At 71.5% G+C, this 17,112-nt stretch carries 19 protein-coding genes; 17 read left to right on the top strand and 2 right to left on the bottom strand.

Going from position 1 to position 17,112, the window contains the following annotated elements; translation table 11 throughout:
* Positions 1-2: 2 nt before the first annotated feature.
* Positions 3-1,130: an allantoicase gene (gene alc / locus OG861_RS06655; protein ID WP_329199550.1), complete on the top strand. Its 1,128-nt coding sequence runs from the start codon at positions 3-5 to the stop codon at positions 1,128-1,130.
* 70 nt (positions 1,131-1,200) lie between these two features.
* On the opposite strand, the gene OG861_RS06650 is transcribed toward alc, so the two are convergent.
* A complete protein-coding gene (locus OG861_RS06650; RefSeq protein ID WP_330261445.1) occupies positions 1,201-1,848 on the bottom strand; it encodes a maleylpyruvate isomerase family mycothiol-dependent enzyme in 648 nt (215 codons plus the stop codon).
* A gap of 71 nt (positions 1,849-1,919) precedes the next feature.
* Here OG861_RS06650 and OG861_RS06645 point away from each other — a divergent pair, with 71 nt between their 5' ends.
* From OG861_RS06645 to OG861_RS06630, 4 genes are all read left to right on the top strand, one after another.
* Positions 1,920-2,867, top strand: coding sequence for a LysR family transcriptional regulator (locus OG861_RS06645; RefSeq protein ID WP_330261444.1), 948 nt, complete (start codon positions 1,920-1,922; stop codon positions 2,865-2,867).
* A gap of 34 nt (positions 2,868-2,901) precedes the next feature.
* On the top strand, positions 2,902-3,519 hold the full coding sequence (locus OG861_RS06640; RefSeq protein ID WP_329199554.1) for a dihydrofolate reductase family protein: 618 nt from the start codon (positions 2,902-2,904) through the stop codon (positions 3,517-3,519).
* A 166-nt stretch (positions 3,520-3,685) separates the two neighbouring features.
* Positions 3,686-4,651: a DMT family transporter gene (locus OG861_RS06635; RefSeq protein ID WP_330261443.1), complete on the top strand. Its 966-nt coding sequence runs from the start codon at positions 3,686-3,688 to the stop codon at positions 4,649-4,651.
* Positions 4,652-4,655: 4 nt separating this feature from the next.
* Positions 4,656-5,846: a cytochrome P450 family protein gene (locus OG861_RS06630; protein ID WP_329199558.1), complete on the top strand. Its 1,191-nt coding sequence runs from the start codon at positions 4,656-4,658 to the stop codon at positions 5,844-5,846.
* A 42-nt stretch (positions 5,847-5,888) separates the two neighbouring features.
* Here OG861_RS06630 and OG861_RS06625 read toward each other — a convergent pair whose 3' ends face one another.
* The gene (locus OG861_RS06625) at positions 5,889-6,893 is read right to left on the bottom strand and encodes a Gfo/Idh/MocA family protein (protein ID WP_329199560.1); all 1,005 of its coding nucleotides are present in this window, start codon (positions 6,891-6,893) and stop codon (positions 5,889-5,891) included.
* A 207-nt stretch (positions 6,894-7,100) separates the two neighbouring features.
* On the opposite strand from OG861_RS06625, the gene OG861_RS06620 reads away from it, so the two are divergent.
* The 12 genes from OG861_RS06620 to OG861_RS06565 all read left to right on the top strand — a co-directional run bounded on the left by OG861_RS06620 (position 7,101) and on the right by OG861_RS06565 (position 17,092).
* Complete coding sequence (locus OG861_RS06620) at positions 7,101-8,111, top strand: sugar ABC transporter substrate-binding protein (protein ID WP_443056666.1); 1,011 nt, start codon at positions 7,101-7,103, stop codon at positions 8,109-8,111.
* On the top strand, positions 8,108-9,139 hold the full coding sequence (locus tag OG861_RS06615) for an ABC transporter permease (RefSeq protein ID WP_329199563.1): 1,032 nt from the start codon (positions 8,108-8,110) through the stop codon (positions 9,137-9,139). The genes OG861_RS06620 and OG861_RS06615 overlap by 4 nt, the downstream gene beginning before the upstream one ends.
* On the top strand, positions 9,109-10,011 hold the full coding sequence (locus OG861_RS06610; RefSeq protein WP_330261442.1) for an ATP-binding cassette domain-containing protein: 903 nt from the start codon (positions 9,109-9,111) through the stop codon (positions 10,009-10,011). The genes OG861_RS06615 and OG861_RS06610 overlap by 31 nt, the downstream gene beginning before the upstream one ends.
* Complete coding sequence (locus OG861_RS06605; RefSeq protein ID WP_329199566.1) at positions 10,008-11,180, top strand: ROK family glucokinase; 1,173 nt, start codon at positions 10,008-10,010, stop codon at positions 11,178-11,180. The genes OG861_RS06610 and OG861_RS06605 overlap by 4 nt, the downstream gene beginning before the upstream one ends.
* The gene (locus tag OG861_RS06600) at positions 11,177-11,770 is read left to right on the top strand and encodes a hypothetical protein (protein ID WP_329199567.1); all 594 of its coding nucleotides are present in this window, start codon (positions 11,177-11,179) and stop codon (positions 11,768-11,770) included. Before OG861_RS06605 ends, OG861_RS06600 begins: the two co-directional genes overlap by 4 nt.
* A gap of 31 nt (positions 11,771-11,801) precedes the next feature.
* On the top strand, positions 11,802-12,434 hold the full coding sequence (locus tag OG861_RS06595; protein ID WP_330261441.1) for an MBL fold metallo-hydrolase: 633 nt from the start codon (positions 11,802-11,804) through the stop codon (positions 12,432-12,434).
* A gap of 30 nt (positions 12,435-12,464) precedes the next feature.
* A complete protein-coding gene (locus OG861_RS06590) occupies positions 12,465-13,244 on the top strand; it encodes an exodeoxyribonuclease III (protein WP_329199570.1) in 780 nt (259 codons plus the stop codon).
* Positions 13,245-13,314: 70 nt separating this feature from the next.
* Entirely contained in the window at positions 13,315-13,755 is a 441-nt protein-coding gene (locus OG861_RS06585) for a DUF6278 family protein (RefSeq protein WP_330261440.1), read from the top strand.
* Between the two features lie 105 nt (positions 13,756-13,860).
* Complete coding sequence (locus OG861_RS06580) at positions 13,861-14,604, top strand: amino acid ABC transporter ATP-binding protein (protein WP_329199574.1); 744 nt, start codon at positions 13,861-13,863, stop codon at positions 14,602-14,604.
* A gap of 12 nt (positions 14,605-14,616) precedes the next feature.
* Entirely contained in the window at positions 14,617-15,546 is a 930-nt protein-coding gene (locus tag OG861_RS06575) for a glutamate ABC transporter substrate-binding protein (RefSeq protein ID WP_443056668.1), read from the top strand.
* Between the two features lie 17 nt (positions 15,547-15,563).
* Positions 15,564-16,208, top strand: coding sequence for an amino acid ABC transporter permease (locus tag OG861_RS06570; protein WP_329199576.1), 645 nt, complete (start codon positions 15,564-15,566; stop codon positions 16,206-16,208).
* A complete protein-coding gene (locus OG861_RS06565) occupies positions 16,205-17,092 on the top strand; it encodes an amino acid ABC transporter permease (protein ID WP_329199578.1) in 888 nt (295 codons plus the stop codon). The genes OG861_RS06570 and OG861_RS06565 overlap by 4 nt, the downstream gene beginning before the upstream one ends.
* Positions 17,093-17,112: the final 20 nt, after the last annotated feature.

The raw sequence follows: 17,112 nt of genomic DNA, 5'->3' as shown, positions 1-17,112 counted from the left end.
AAGTGGCACAGCGTTCAACTGGATTGGCCGCCTTCACCGGCAACGCGAACCCGTACGGGGGCGGCGACCCGTACGCGGACTACCGCACCGCGGACTTCCCGTTCACCCAGTACGCGAACCTCGCCGCGCGTGCGCTCGGCGCCGGTGTCATCGCCGCCAACGACGAGTTCTTCGCCGAGCGCGAGAACCTGCTCATCGAGGAGCCCGCGCACTTCGACCCCGAGCACTTCGGGCACAAGGGCAAGGTCATGGACGGCTGGGAGACCCGCCGCCGCCGCGGCGTCTCCGCCGAGCAGCCCTGGCCGACCGCCGAGGACCACGACTACGCCCTGATCCGCCTCGGCGCCCCCGGCGTCATCCGCGGCATCGTCGTCGACACCGCCCACTTCCGCGGCAACATGCCGCAGGCCGTCTCCGTACAGGGCGCCGCGGTCGAGGGTTCCCCGACCGCGGAGGAACTGCTCTCCGGCGACGTGAAGTGGACGACGCTCGTCGAGCGCACCCCCGTCGGCGGCCACGCGGCCAACGGCTTCGAGATCAACGTCGAGCAGCGCTTCACGCACCTGCGCCTGAACCAGCACCCGGACGGCGGAGTCGCCCGCCTGCGCGTCTACGGAGAGGTCCGCCCGGACCCCAAGTGGCTCGCCGCGCTCGGCACGTTCGACGTCGTCGCCCTGGAGAACGGCGGCTCGGTCGAGGACGCGTCCAACCGCTTCTACTCCCCGCCGACCAACACCATCAACCCGGGCCGCTCCCGCAAGATGGACGACGGCTGGGAGACCGCCCGCCGCCGTGACAACGGCAACGACTGGATCCGTTACCAGCTGGTCGCGGACTCCGAGATCCGCGCCGTCGAGATCGACACCGCCTACCTCAAGGGCAACTCGGCCGGCTGGGCCTCGCTGTCCGTCAAGTCCGGCGAGGAGGGCGAGTGGACGGAGTTCCTGCCGCGCACCCGCCTCCAGCCCGACACCAACCACCGCTTCGTGCTGGACACCCCGGCGGTCGGCACGCACGTGCGGATCGACATCTTCCCGGACGGCGGCTTCTCCCGCCTGCGCCTGTTCGGCTCCCTGACGGAAGCCGGCGCGGCCGCCCACGCCGCGCGCCACCAGGAGCTCGGCGGCTGACCCGCCCCTCCTGACGCACCGAAGACCGCCCCGGGGGCCGACATCCCCGGGGCGCGCCCTTTCCCGGCGCCTACCCGGTGACGAAGCGACCGCTGCCTTCGCCCTGCAGGTGCCCCGGGGGCAGCCGTCGGCCGTACGCCAGCAGGAGCAGGTCCTGCGCGGCGCCCGACAGCGGCGACCCGGAGCCGAAGGACCAGTCGAGGTCGGTGGCACGCAGTGTGGTGCCGCGCAGGTCGGCGCCGAAGAACCTGAGGGTGCGGGCGTCGACGGCCTCCAACAGGATCCGCAAGCGGTCCTCGGGCACCCGGCGGCCCAGTCCCAGGGCGACCGTGATGTCCAGACCGTGGACGACGTCATGCCCCAGGGCCGACACGAACCCGCCGACCGGCGGCGTCCAAGGGTGATCCGCGTTGTCGCGCAGCAGCCCGGCGAGCTCACGCGTGGAGAATGCGGCCGCGTCCGCGCGGGCACACCGGTCCGTCATGCGGTGGAGGCTGCCCCGGGCCCTGATCAGTTCCCGCGCCACCTCGGGGAGCGAATAGCGCATGCCCATCGTCATGTGGGCCGCCACCTCCCGCACCCGCCAACCCGCGCACAGGGACGCCGCGTCCCACTCGTCCGCCGACAGACCCTCCAACACCTCCGCCAGCTCCCGGCGTTCGTCCGCGATCACGGCCCGGATGTCCGCCCTTGCTCTCCTGTGCGTCGTATTCGCCATGGCTCCAAGACTCCCGGCGGTGCTTCACCGAGTCCAAGACTTCCTACGTCTCGCGGCTAGCATGACCGGTTATGGAGATGCGGCAGCTGCGGTACTTCGTCACCGTGGCGCAGGAGGCCAACTTCACCCGCGCGGCAGCCCGGTTGCATCTGGCCCAGCCGGGCCTGAGCGCCCAGGTCCGGCAGTTGGAAAGGGAACTCGGGCAGCCCTTGCTGGACCGCTCCGGCGGATCGGTGACCCTGACCGAGGTGGGCGAGGCGGTACTGCCGTACGCGCGGGCCGCGCTCGCCGCGGCCGACGCGGTGCGCAGGACGGTGGAGGAGTTCACCGGGCTACTCCGCGGCCAGGTGGCCATCGGCTTCGTCTCCGGCGCCCTCGGTCACGCGTTCGACCTGCCCTCGGTCCTGGCCGGCTTCCACGACGACCACCCCCAGGTGGAGATCGCCCTGACCGAGGACACCTCGGAGCGGATGCTCGCCGCGCTGCACCGCGGGGAACTCGACATCGCCGTGATCGGGCTCGCCCGGGAAGATTCCCCACCGGGCATCTCCCTCCACGTCGTGATCGACGAACCCGTGGTGGTCGCGGCGGCGCCGGACCACCCCGTGCTCGCGCTCGGCGGCCGCGAGGGCCTCGCGCTGGCCGAACTCCGCGACCGGCCGCTGATCAGCCTGCCGCGGGGAACGGGCCTGCGCGGGGTCCTGGAGCGCGCCTGCGCGCAGGCAGGGTTCCGTCCCCGGGTCGCCTTCGAGGCAGCCGCTCCGCGGGTCCTCGCCCAGCTCGCCGCCCGCGGCCTGGGCGTAGCCGTCGTCCCGGCCCTGGAAGCCGGGGCCGCGGCGGCCTTCGGGGTGCGGACGCGGGAGATCACCGCGCCGGGGCTGCGGGCCCGGGTCGCGCTCGCCTGGCGTACGGACGGTCCGGCCGGTCCCGCCGCCACGGCCTTCCTCCGCGTGCTCCGCGCGGCGTTGCCCGCGCGCCGCGGCGATGAGTTTCCGGCGCCCCGGGAGTCTGGACCGTGACGAGCCGACCGTACGGAACAAGGAGCGCGCGACCATGGGCAAGCTGACCCTCACCACCTTCCTCACCCTCGACGGCGTGATGCAGGCGCCCGGAGCGCCCGAGGAGGACCCCAGCGACGGCTTCCGCTACGGCGGCTGGGTCGTGCCCTTCGACGACGAGGTCATGGGCGAGTTCATCACGGAGAACTTCGGCCGGGCGGAGGCGTTCATCCTCGGACGCCGCACCTACGAGATCTTCGCCGGCTACTGGCCGCACCACGACGACCCCGCGAACCCCGTCGCGAGCCGGCTCAACCGCCTGCCGAAGTACGTCGCCTCCACCACCCTGCGCGAACCGCAGTGGGAGAACACCACGGTCATCGACGGCGAACACCTCCAGGCCGAGATCGTACGGCTCAAGGACAAGCTGGACGGAGAACTCCAGGTCCACGGCAGCGGACAGCTGGCCCAGTGGCTGCTCGCCCGGGACCTGGTGGACGAGCTGCACCTGATGGTGATGCCGGTGTTCCTCGGCGCGGGCCACCGGCTGTTCCCCACGGGCGGCCTCCCCACGGCCTGCGAACTGACCGGCCACCGCACCACCCCCAAGGGGATCGCCATCCACAGCTACCGTCCGACCGGCCGCGCCACCTTCGGCACGTTCGCGGTCTGACCGGGAGGGGGACCGGGAGCGCACAGCGGCCCGGTGGCCCGGTGGCCTCTCGGCCCCGGTGGCGCCGCGGAATCGCAGCGACCCGGCGTGATCCGCTCCGGTACGGTGGGCCGCGTTCCGTGGGAGCCGACGAAGTCCCCGCCCGCCTCCCGCCGTTGGAGCCCCCGTGTCCGCACTCGCCGCCGTCGCTCCCGCCACCGCGCCCCGCAGGGCCTGGCTCACCGATCTGCCGGTGCTGCTCGTCGCCGTCGTCTGGGGCGGCAGCTACCTCGCCGCCAAGGGGATCACCGCCCCGCACACCGTGGTCGCGGTGCTCGTGCTGCGGTTCGCGCTCGTGGTGCCGGTCCTCGCCCTCGCCGGGTGGCGGCGGCTGCGGTCGCTGACCGGGGCCCAGCTGCGGGGCGCGGGCGCCCTCGGCCTCGTACTGGGCGGGATCTTCCTGCTGGAGACCTACGGGGTCGTCCACACCTCGGCCACCAACGCCGGGTTGATCATCAGCCTGACCATGGTGTTCACCCCGCTCGCCGAGGCCGCCGTGCGCCGGACCCGGCCCCCGCGCGGCTTCCTCGGCGCCGCGGCCCTGTCCGTCGCCGGGGTGGTGCTGCTGACCCAGGGCGCCGGGTTCACCACCCCCGGCGCCGGCGATCTGCTCATCCTGGGCGCCGCCCTCGCCCGGACCGCGCACGTGCTGCTGATGGCCCGTATGAAGGCCCTCCAGGACGCCGACCCCCTGTCCCTGACCACCGTCCAGCTGACGAGCGCCGTGGCGGTCTTCACCGTCCTCGCCGCGCTGCCGGGCACCGGCGCGAGCCCGTGGCGGGCCGCCGCCGGGTTCGGGCCGGCCGAATGGGCGGGACTCGCCTTCCTGTCCCTGCTGTGCACCCTCTTCGCCTTCTTCGTGCAGATGTGGGCCGTACGCGCCACCTCCCCGTCCCGCGTCAGCCTGCTGCTCGGCACCGAGCCCCTGTGGGCGGCCGCCGCCGGGATCGCCCTCGGCGGGGACCGTCCCGGCCCGGCCGGTGTCGCCGGCGCCGTGCTGGTCCTCGCCGGCACCGCCCTCGGCCGGCGAGCCGCAAGCTTCCCGATTGGCCGAAAGCCGCCCCACTCAAGGTCAACTGCCGGTCTAGGGTGACCCCATGCCGATTCTGGACCTCAGTACGATCGCCGAAGACTTCGACGAGAACCCGTATCCGCACTACAAGCGGCTGCGCGAGAGCGGCCCGGTACACCGCGTCAAAGCGGCGGACGGGCAGGAGGTCTGGCTGATCGTCGGTCACGAGGAGGCCCGGCAGGCCCTGACCCACCCCGAGGTGTCCAAGAACTGGCTGAGCAGCGGCCTCTACAGCGACCGCGAGACGACCGAGGCCAGCGCCAACATGATGCGCTCGGACCCGCCCCACCACACCCGGCTGCGCAAGCTGGTGGCCCCCTCCTTCGCCCCCGGCCGGATCGAGGCCCTGCGGCCCCGGATCCGGCAGATCGTCGACGGACTCCTCGACGCGATGGCGGCCCGCACCGAACGCCGCGCGGACCTGATCGAGGCCTTTGCCCAGCCCCTGCCGATGATCGTGATCTGCGAGATCCTCGGCGTCCCGGAGAGCGACCAGGACGCCTTCCGCGCCTGGACCGCGGAGATCGTCGCGCCGACCGGGGTGGAGTCCGAGGGCGCGGCCTGGCGCGACATGACGGCCTACGTCAGCGAGCTGACCGACGCCAAGCGGGCCGCCCCCGGCGGCGACCTGCTCAGCGCCTGGACGATGAGCCGGGAGGAGGGCGGGGACCGGCTCACCCGCCAGGAGCTGGTCGCGATGGCCCTGCTGATGATGCTCGGCGGCAACGAGACCGCCGTGCACCTGATCACCAACGGCATGCGGGCGCTGCTCGCCCACCCCGAGCAGCTCGCGGCGCTGCGGGCCGATCCGGACGGCCTCATCGACGGGGCGGTGGAGGAGATCCTGCGCTACGACGGCTCGGTGGAGACCGCCACCTTCCGCTTCGCCCGCTCCGACCTGGAGATCGGCGGCGTCCTCATCGAGGCCGGCTCGCCCGTACTCGTCTCCCTCGCCGGGGCCGACCGCGACCCCGCCCGCTTCGCGGAGCCCGACAGCTTCGACATCCGCCGTCCGGCCAAGGGCGGTGGCCACATCGCCTTCGGGCACGGCATCCACCACTGCATCGGCGCCCCCCTGGCCCGGCTGGAGGGCCGGGTGGCGATCCGGGCGCTCGTGGAACGCTTCCCCGACCTCGCCGAGGACCCCGACGGGCCGCTGGAGTGGATTCCCGGCGCGATGGTCCGGGGCGTGCGGCGGTACCCGGTGCGCTGGTAGCGGCGGGCGGCACCGAGGATGTCCGGCGGATCACACGGCCCGTCACAGACCCGGGAGCTCCTCCAGCCGTACCGGGCGCCGCTCGCGGCGCGAGAGCTCGCAGGCCTCCGCGATCCGGAACGCGGCGAGCGCCTCGGCGCCGTCGCACGGATTGGGGCCCTCGCCGCGCACCAGCCGTACGAAGGCCGCCAGCTCCGCCTCGTAGGCCGGGCCGAACCGCTCCAGGAACCCGGTCCACGGCTTGCTCGCCGGGGGCGGCCCGTGCGGTTCGGTGGAGGCGATGGGCGTGCGGTCGTCCAGCCCGGTGGAGATCTGGTCCAGCTCACCGCCCAGCTCCATGCGCACGTCGTACCCGGCGCCGTTGCACCGGGTGCCGGTGCTACTGACGAGCGTCCCGTCGTCCAGGGTGAGCAGGGCCGCGCCGGTGTGGACGTCGCCCGCCTCACGGAAGCCCGGCAGGCCCTCGTCGGATCCGGCCGCGTACACCTCGGTCACCTCGCGCCCGGTCACCCAGCGCACCATGTCGAAGTCGTGCACCAGGCAGTCCCGGAACAGCCCCCCGGACGCCGGCAGGTAACCGGCCGGAGGCGGCGCCGGATCGGCCGTCGTCGTCCGCACGGTGTGCAGCCGTCCCAGCGCGCCGGAGCGCACGAGTGCCCGCGCGGCGGCGTACCCCGCGTCGAACCGGCGCATGAAGCCCAGCTGGAGCACGCCGCCCGCCGCGCCGACCTCGCGCAGCACCTCCAGGGTCCGCTCCAGGCCCGGCGCGACGGGCTTCTCGCAGAACACCGGCAGCCCGCCCCGGACCGCCCGCACGACCAGCTCGGCGTGCCCCTCGGTCGAGCAGGACACGACGAGCGCGTCCACCCCCCAGGTGAAGACCTGGTCCACGCTCGGCGCGGCGGTGGCCCCGAGCCGGTCCGCCAGCCGCGAGGCCCGCTCGGGATCGGCGTCGGCCAGCAGCAGCGAGCCGGCGTCCGGGTGACGGGCCAGGGCCGCCGCGTGGAACGAGCCGATCCGGCCCGTTCCGATGATCCCGATGCGCATGCACTCAACGTGACCCCGTACCGGGGACCTGTCAATCTGCCCGGGAGTGCCCCGATGGTCGTCCATGGTCCACTGTGGCGGATACTGGACGGCTGGAACCGGAATGGACCGCTTTGACGACGATCGGCTGTGACGGCGACGGGATGTACGACGGGATGCGCGAAAAGATGCCCGACGGTACGCACGACAAGGGAAAGGCGCGGCGACGTGGCTAGGGTTCGGACAGGGGTGCGCGTCATGGGCGCCGTGCTCGCGGCGGTACTGGGGGCCTCCCTCGTGGGCTGCAGCAGTACGGGCGGCAAGCGCGCCGAGGAGCGGGCCAAGACCGCCCAGGCGGGCCGGCCCGCCGTGAACACCCCGCGCTGGACCTTCGCGATGGTCACCCACGCGGGCGATGGCGACACCTTCTGGGACATCGTCCAGAAGGGCGCCAAGGACGCAGCGGCGAAGGACAACATCAACTTCGTCTACGCCCACGACGACCAGGCACAGCAGCAGGCCCAGTTCGTCCAGAACGCCATCGACCAGAAGGCTGACGGCATCATCGTCAGCCTCGCCAAGCCCGAGGCGCTCAAGGACGTCATCGCCAAGGCCGTCAAGGCCGGCATCCCGGTGGTCACCGTCAACTCCGGATCCGCCCAGTCCGCCGAGTACGGCGCCCTGACGCACATCGGCCAGGACGAGCAGATCGCGGGCGAGGCCGTCGGCGCCGAGCTGACCAAGCGCGGCAGGAAGAAGGCCGTCTGCGTCCTGCACGAGCAGGGCAACGTCGGGCACGAGCAGCGCTGCGCCGGGGCGAAGAAGGCGTTCGGCGGGACCATGGAGAACCTGTACGTCGAAGGCACCAACATGCCCTCCGTACAGGCGGCCATCCAGGCCAAGCTCCAGGCGGACCCGTCCGTCGACTCGATCGTCACCCTCGGCGCCCCCTTCGCCCCCACCGCGATCAAGGCCAAGGACGCGGCCGGCAGCAAGGCCGAGGTGGACACCTTCGACCTCAACGCGTCCGTGGCCCGCGACCTTAAGTCCGGCGCCCTCGGCTTCGCCGTCGACCAGCAGCCCTACCTCCAGGGGTACGAGGCGATCGACCTGCTGTGGCTCAACCGCTACAACGCGGACGTGCTCGGCGGCGGACGCCCCGTGCTCACCGGCCCGCAGATCGTCACCGGCGCCGAGGCGGCCGAGCTGGAGGAGTACATCAAGCGGGGCACCCGATGAGCGCACCGGCCCTGGCCGACGAACGGCTCGCGCCCACCTCCCTGCTGCGCCGCCTCCTGGGCCGCCCCGAGCTGGGCGCGGTCGTCGGCGCCGCCGCCGTCTTCGTCTTCTTCTCCTTCGCCGCCGACAGCTTCCTGCGCGCCTCCAGCCTGAGCACGGTCCTGTACTCGGCCTCCACCATCGGGATCATGGCGGTCCCGGTCGCGCTGCTCATGATCGGCGGCGAGTTCGACCTGTCCGCCGGTGTCATGGTCACCACCTCGGCGCTGCTCAGCTCGATGTTCAGCTACCAGATGACCGCCAACGTCTGGGTGGGCGTCCTGGTGTCGCTGCTGGTCACCCTGGCCATCGGCTTCTTCAACGGGTTCATGCTGACCCGCACGAAGCTGCCCAGCTTCATCATCACGCTGGGCACCTTCCTGATGCTGACCGGCCTGAACCTCGGCTTCACCAAGCTGATCAGCGGCTCGGTCTCCACCAAGACCATCGCCGACATGGAGGGCTTCTCCTCCGCCCGGGCCCTGTTCGCCTCGCAGTGGAACGTCGGCTCGGTCACCTTGAAGGTCACCATCCTGTGGTGGCTGGTCCTGGTCGCGGTGGCCACCTGGATCCTGCTGCGCACCCGCGCCGGCAACTGGATCTTCGCGGTGGGCGGCGGGGCGGACGCGGCCCGCGCCACCGGCGTCCCGGTCGTCAAGACGCGCATCGGCCTGTACATGGGTGTCGCCCTGTGCGCCTGGATCTCCGGGCAGCACATCCTCTTCTCCTTCGACGTCGTCCAGTCGGGCGAGGGCGTCGGCAACGAGTTCCTGTACATCATCGCGGCGGTCATCGGCGGCTGTCTGATGACCGGCGGCTACGGCTCGGCCATCGGCTCGGCGGTCGGCGCCTTCATCTTCGGCATGACCAGCAACGGCATCGTCTACGCCCAGTGGAACCCGGACTGGTTCAAGTTCTTCCTCGGCGCGATGCTCCTGCTCGCGACGCTGCTCAACGCATGGGTCCGCAAGCGGGCGGAGGCGAAGTGACGGTGAAGGACGCGACCGCTGTGACGGTGAAGGACCCGACCGCTCTGGTCAGGCTGACCGACGTCAGCAAGTACTACGGCAACATCCGCGCCCTCCAGGGCGTCTCCCTGGAGGTCTCGGCCGGAGAGATCACCTGTGTCCTCGGTGACAACGGTGCCGGCAAGTCAACCCTGATCAAGATCATCGCCGGTCTGCACCGCCACGACTCCGGAAGCTTCGAGATCGAGGGCGAGGAGGCCGTACTCGCGAACCCCCGTGCGGCCCTGGACCACGGCATCGCCACCGTCTACCAGGACCTCGCCGTCGTCCCGCTCATGCCTGTCTGGCGGAACTTCTTCCTCGGCTCCGAGCCCACGCGGGGCCGCGGGCCCTTCCGCCGGCTCGACGTGGACCACATGAGGCGGACCACCCGGGCGGAGCTGCTGCGGATGGGGATCGACCTGCGCGACGTGGACCAGCCGATCGGCACCCTCTCCGGCGGCGAGCGGCAGTGCGTGGCCATCGCCCGCGCCGTGTACTTCGGGGCGAAGGTCCTCGTCCTGGACGAGCCGACCGCGGCGCTCGGCGTCAAGCAGTCCGGCGTCGTCCTCAAGTACGTCGCCGCGGCCCGTGACGCGGGTCTCGGCGTGGTCCTCATCACCCACAACCCGCACCACGCCCACCTCGTCGGAGACCGCTTCGTGCTCCTCAAGCGCGGCGCGATGGCGGGCAGTCACACCCGTGACTCGATCACCCTGGACGAGCTCACCCGGCAGATGGCGGGCGGCTCCGAGCTGGACGAGCTGAGCCACGAGCTGGAGCGGGTGGCAGAATCAGGCCCTGACCGCCCGTCCGGCACCACCCGCACCCCGAGGGACGACACGACTCGATGAGCACGTACCGGGACTTCTCGCTCTCCCACCGGGGGTCGGCGCGGGGCACCGTCCTGCGGACCGTCGGGACCCGTGAGCGCCGGTCGCTGCTGACCGCCCCGCGCGTCCCGACCGTCGGCATCGACATCGGCGGCACCAAGGTGATGGCCGGAGTCGTGGACGCCGACGGGGTCATCCTGGAGAAGATCCGCACCGAGACCCCGGACAAGTCCAAGAGCCCCAAGGTCGTCGAGGACACCATCGTCGAGCTGGTTCTGGACCTGTCCGACCGGCACGACGTGCACGCCGTGGGCATCGGTGCGGCCGGATGGGTCGACGCCGACCGCTCCCGCGTGCTCTTCGCCCCGCACCTCGCCTGGCGCGACGAGCCGCTGCGCGACGCCCTCCAGTCCCGGCTCGCGGTGCCGGTCATGGTGGACAACGATGCCAACACCGCCGCCTGGGCCGAATGGCGCTTCGGCGCCGGCCGGGGCGAGGACCACCTGGTCATGATCACGCTGGGCACCGGCATCGGCGGCGCCATCCTCGAGGGCGGCCAGGTCAAGCGGGGCCGCTACGGCGTGGCCGGCGAGTTCGGCCACATGCAGGTCGTGCCCGGCGGCCACCGCTGCCCCTGCGGCAACCGCGGCTGCTGGGAGCAGTACAGCTCCGGCAACGCCCTGGTGCGCGAGGCGCGCGAGCTGGCCGCCGCCGACTCCCCGGTCGCGTACAACATCATCGCGAAGGTCGGCGGGAACGTCTCGGAGATCACCGGGCCGCTCATCACGGAGCTGGCCCGCGAGGGCGACGCCATGTGCGTCGAGCTGCTCCAGGACATCGGCCAGTGGCTGGGCGTGGGCATCGCCAACCTCGCCGCGGCCCTCGACCCGTCCTGCTTCGTCATCGGCGGTGGCGTCAGCGCGGCCGACGACCTGCTGATCGGCCCCGCCCGGGACGCCTTCCGGCGCCACCTCACCGGCCGCGGCTACCGCCCCGAGGCCCGGATCGCCAAGGCGCAGCTCGGCCCCGAGGCCGGCATGGTCGGCGCCGCCGACCTGGCCCGGCTGGTCGCCCGCCGCTTCCGCCGGGCCACGCGCCGGCGCGTCGAGCGGTACGAGCGCTACGCACGCCTCGGCCTGCGCGACACCACCGGTGCGACGGGCCCCGAGAAGCAGGACCGGCAGCCGTGAACCCACCGCCCCTGCTGCCCCGCCAGGCCTCCGCTCCCGACGAGGACGGCGCGCCCGGGTCCCCGGCCGAGGACCGCCGGCACGTCGTCCGGCGCCGCTGGATCACCGCGATCATCATCCTGCTGCTCGTCGGCGTCCCCGCCGGCTACCTCGCCGTCTCCGCCCAGCAGAGCCGCGAGAGCGGCCGCGACAAGGCCGCCAAGGTCGGCGCGGTCAAGGTCCGCACGGCTTGGCCGTCGGCGGTGCAGCGCAGCATCTACGAGGTCCCGATCCCGATGATGGCCTCGCTCGTCGGCTACCTGGAGACCAACAACTGGCACACCAGCCGGCTCTACACCCAGTTCTCGCTGACCCCGAAGGAGCTGGACACCTTCCTCGCCGACATCGGCACCAGCAGGGAGCGACTGACGCCGGGCGTGTCCATCTCCGAGCACGACGCGCAGGTCGCCGGCTGGAGCTGGAGCCCCAAGCACACCTGGTACGGGATCACCCTCGACGCCAAGGACCCCCGCCCCACCCGGGACGTCACGGTCGACCTCACCAAACCCGGGAACCCCAGGGTGTACGTGGTCTCCACGGCCGTCCCGTAGCGACCGCGGCCCGGGCGCTAGCCTGGGGATCATGAAACTCACCAAGCGCCTGCACTCGTGCGTCCAGCTGGAGAAGGACGGGCGGGTGCTCGTCATCGACCCGGGCGCCTTCAGCGAACCCGACGCGGGGCTGGGGGCGGACGCACTGCTGGTCACCCACGAGCACCCGGACCACTTCGAGGAGGGCCGGCTGCGCGCCGCGCTCGACGCGAACCCGGCGGCCGGGCTGTGGACCCTGCGCAGCGTCGCGCAGAAGCTGGCCGGCGCCTACCCGGGCCGGGTGCACACCGTCGGCCACGGTGACGCCTTCGAAGCCGCGGGGTTCGACGTCCGGGTCTACGGCGAGCTGCACGCCGAGATCCACCCGGACATGCCGCGGATCACCAATGTCGGCTACCTCGTGGACGGTTCCCTCTTCCACCCCGGGGACGCGCTGACCGTGCCCGCAGTGCCCGTCGACACCCTGATGCTGCCGGTGCACGCGCCCTGGAACAAGATCGCCGAAGTGATCGACTACGTCCGCGAGGTCAAGCCCCGCCGGGCCATCGACATCCACGACGCCTACCTCGCCGACGTGGCCCGGCCCGTCTACGACAACGTCCTGGGCGCCCTCGGCGGCACCGACCACGGGCGGCTCACGGCCGGGCAGGCCAGGGACCTGTGACTGTCGGTGCCGGGCGGTAGGTTGGTTGGCATGCGTATCGCCACATACAACGTCAACTCGATCACCGCCCGGCTGCCGCGCCTGCTGGCCTGGCTGGAGAGCTCCGGCACGGACGTCCTGTGCGTCCAGGAGACCAAGTGCTCCGCGGACCAGTTCCCGCACGACGCGCTGCGCGAGCTGGGCTACAAGGCCGTGGTCAACGCCACCGGCCGGTGGAACGGCGTCGCTGTGATCTCCCGGGTCGGCCTGGAGGAGGTGGTCGTCGGCCTGCCCGACGGCCCCGCGTACGAGGGCGTCGAGGAGCCCCGCGCCATCTCCGCGACCTGTGACGGCGTGCGCGTGTGGTCGGTGTACGTGCCGAACGGCCGCGAGGTCGCCCACGACCACTACGGCTACAAGCTGGAGTGGTTCCGCGCCCTGGCCGCGGCCGTCGCGGAAGACGCGGCCGGCCCGCGGCCGTTCGCGGTGCTCGGCGACTACAACGTGGCGCCGACCGACGAGGACGTGTTCGACCCGGCCCTGTTCGCCGGCATGACCCACGTCACGCCCGCCGAGCGGGCCGCCCTGGAGGCGCTGCGGGCCGCAGGGCTCAGCGATGTCGTGCCCCGCCCGCTCAAGTACGACCGCCCGTACACGTACTGGGACTACCGCCAGCTCGCCTTCCCGAAGAACCGTGGCATGCGCATCGACCTGGTCTACGGCAACGAGCCCTTCGCCAAGGCCGTCAAGGACGCCTACGTCGACCGCGAGGAGCGCAAGGGCAAGGGCGCCTCGGACCACGCCCCGGTCGTCGTGGACCTGGAGCTCTGACCGGCGAGCCGCGATCCCGGTCCTGCGCGCCCTGTGGCCAGGCGGGGACGGCGGTGCGAGGCTGGTCCGTATGAACATCCCCTTCCTGGCCAACTGGCGGAACCGGCACGCGACGGAACAGGGTGCGGCGCTCGCCGCCGCCCTCGCGCACGATCCCGAGGGCGTCGCGGAGCTGTTCGCGGAGTGCGAGATGCTGCGCTCCCAGGCGAGGTCGGCCGGGCTCGAACTCGACGGGAGCCCGGAGTCGTTGGAGGAGCTGGACCAGTTGATGCCGCGGTGGCGAAGGGATCCGGAGGCCGTGCCCTGGCTGGGCAACGACGCCGGTTTCTACCTCGGGACCGTGATCGTCCGGACCATCGAGGGGGCCCGCTGGCAGGTGTGGCCGAACGGCCAGCCCGTGATCCGGCTCGGCTCCGGCCGGGAGCTGAACGTGGTCGAGTCGGGCGTGTCCTGGGCGGTGACGGGATCGCCGGAGCTGTCCCAGGCCTACGCCGAGGCCTCGGAGGGCTGATCTCGAAGGCCTTTATGTCAGCTTTAGGCGTGTCGAGGCGAAGTGCCCTTCCGCGGCTGGATAGTTTGCGCTGACCTCGACACCGACAAGTGGGCAGGGCAGCGTATGGCCGTCGATCCGTTGATCGAGCTGCGGGACGTCAACAAGTACTACGGGAAACTGCACGTCCTCCAAGACATCAACCTCACCGTCGGCCGCGGGGAGGTGGTGGTGGTCATCGGCCCCTCCGGCTCAGGGAAGTCGACGCTGTGCCGGGTCATCAACCGGCTGGAGACCATCGAGTCCGGCTCGATCGCCCTCGACGGCCGACCCCTGCCCGCCGAGGGCAAGGAGCTCGCCGGGCTGCGGGCCGAGGTCGGCATGGTCTTCCAGTCCTTCAACCTCTTCGCCCACAAGACGGTCCTCGCCAACGTCTCCCTCGCGCAGATCAAGGTCAGGAAGCGCAAGAAGGAGGAGGCCGACAAACGCTCCCGCCAGCTACTGGAGCGGGTGGGCCTGGCCGACCAGGCGGACAAGTACCCGGCCCAGCTCTCCGGCGGCCAGCAGCAGCGGGTCGCGATCGCCCGCGCCCTCGCGATGAGCCCACAGGCGCTGCTGTTCGACGAGCCCACCTCCGCCCTCGACCCCGAGATGATCAACGAGGTGCTGGAGGTCATGCGCCGGCTCGCCGCCGAGGGCATGACGATGGTCGTGGTGACGCACGAGATGGGCTTCGCCCGCTCCGCCGCCAACCGCGTCGTGTTCATGGCCGACGGGAAGATCATCGAGGACCGGGCCCCGGAGGCGTTCTTCACCGCACCCGAGAGCGACCGGGCCCGCGACTTCCTCTCCAAGATCCTCAAGCACTGAGGGGAACGGCCCGTGAAACGCCGCATCGGCTCCCGCACGCCCGTGTGCCTGCTCGCCCTGCTCCTGCTCGCGCTACTCGGTGCCGCCACCGGCTGCGGCCGTTCCGGCAGCCCCCCGGTCAAGGGGCCGCCGCCGGAGGCCCTGCCCGTGTACCACGTCGCCACCGGCTTCCGGCTGCCCGACTCACGCACCTGGGAGCGGGCCAAGCGCCGCGGGCACCTCATCGTCGGCGCCAAGGAGGACCAGCCCTACCTCGGGGAGAAGGACCCCTCCAGCGGCCGCTACTCCGGCTTCGACATCGAGATCGCCAAGATGATGTCGGCCGCCCTCGGGTTCGATCCCAAGACCATCGAGTTCAAGACCATCGCCTCCGCCAACCGCGAGACCGCCCTCCAGAACGGCCAGATCGACTTCTACGTCGGCACCTACACCATCAACGCCAACCGCAAGAAGCAGGTCGGCTTCGCCGGCCCCTACTTCATGGCCGGCCAGTCCCTGCTCGTGCGCAAGAACGAGAAGGACATCAAGGGCCCCGCCGACCTCGCCGGCAAGAAGGTCTGCTCCGCAGCCGGATCCACCCCCTACCAGCGCCTCCAGCGCGAGTACCCCAAGGCGGTGCTCGTCGCCTACGACACGTACTCCGTGTGCGTCGACAACCTGCTCACCTACCAGGTCGACGCCGTCTCCACGGACGACTCGATCCTCCTCGGCTACGCCGCCAAGGTTCCCGACGAGCTCAAGGTCGTCGGCAGACCCTTCTCCGAGGAGCCCTACGGCATCGGCGTCCCGCGCTCCGACAACGCCCTGCGCTTCGCCCTCGACGACGCCCTCGCCCAGAACGAGGAGAACGGGAACTGGAAGAAGGCCTACCAGGCCACGCTCGGCCTCTCCGGCGTACCGGCCCCGCAACCGCCCGCCATCGACCGCTACCCGGCGGGCTGAGGGGAGAGCACACCGCCATGGACGTACTGACCCAGAATTTCTCGATCTACCTCGAGGGTTTCCTCGGGACCCTCGAACTCACCGTCTACGCCTCCCTCCTCGCCCTCGCGCTCGGCTTCGTGATGGTCTCCTTCCGGGTCGCCCCCATCGGATCGCTGCGCGTCTTCGGCACGGTCTGGGTGACCGTGCTGCGCAACACCCCGCTCACCCTGCTGTTCTTCGCCGTCCTGCTCGGCCTGCCCCGCTTCGGGGTGGTCCTTCCCTTCGAGCTGTTCGCCGTGCTCGCGCTCGGCTGCTACACCTCCGCCTTCATCTGCGAGGTGCTGCGCTCGGGCATCAACACCGTGCCCAAGGGTCAGGGCGAGGCGGCCCGCAGCCTGGGGATGTCCTTCACCCAGACCCTGGGCGGCGTGGTGCTGCCCCAGGCCTTCCGCTCCGTCATCCCGCCGATCGGCTCCACCCTGATCGCTCTCGCCAAGAACTCCGCGATCGCCGGCGCGTTCAGCGTCACCGAGCTGCTGGGCACCTACAAGACCCTCAACGAGCTGGGCTACAGCATCATCTGGACGTTCGTCTGGATCGCCGTCGGCTTCCTGATCATCACCCTGTCCATCAGCGCGCTGTTCAACGTGCTGGAGAAGCGCTGGGGAGTCGCCCGATGACCGCGCTCGCGCTCCACGGGGACACCCAGTCCACCGCCCTCTACGACATCCCCGGCCCGCGGGCCCGGCGCCGGCACCTCCTCTACGGCGTCCTGTCGACCGCGTTGATCCTGGCCCTGCTGGGCTGGATCGTCTACCTGCTCTTCGACACCCACCAGTTCACCTCGGCCAAGTGGACGCCCTTCGAGTACGAGGGCATCCAGGACCTGCTGCTCACCGGACTCGGGAACACGCTCAAGGCCTTCGCCTACGCCTCGGTGCTCTCGCTCGCGCTGGGCGCCGTGCTCGCGACCGGGCGGCTGTCCGTCCACCGTCCGGTGCGCTGGCTGTCCACCTTGCTGGTGGAGTTCTTCCGGGCCATGCCCGTCCTCGTGATGATCTTCTTCATCTTCGTCGCGCTCCAGGTGCAGCCCCTGCCCGCCCTGGTGGCCGGGCTGACCCTGTACAACGGCTCGGTCCTGGCCGAGGTCTTCCGTACGGGCGTCAACGCGGTGGAGAAGGGGCAGCGCGAAGCCGCGTACGCCCTGGGCATGCGCAAGACGCAGGTGATGACTCACGTACTGGCCCCGCAGGCGGTACGGGCGATGCTCCCCGCGATCATCAGCCAGCTGGTGGTGGCCCTCAAGGACACCTCGCTGGGCTTCCTGATCACCTACGAGGAGTTCCTGCACGCCGGGAAGCTGATCGCCTCGAACCTGGACTACGACCTGCCGTTCATCCCGGTGGTGATGGTCATCGCACCGGTCTACATCGGCATGTGCATGCTGCTGTCCTGGCTCGCGACCTGGGTGGCCAGGCGCCAGCGCCGGAGCCCCAAGACCGAGGCGGTCGACGTCGCCCCGGTCGATCCGGGCACGCTGCTGCCGGGCACGCCGCTGCGCTGACCCCTGGAACCGGCCCGGCC

Origin of the sequence: Streptomyces sp. NBC_00539, from assembly GCF_036346105.1 — a bacterium.
Lineage (GTDB): Bacteria > Actinomycetota > Actinomycetes > Streptomycetales > Streptomycetaceae > Streptomyces.
This window is presented reverse-complemented; position numbering and strand designations above follow the sequence as displayed.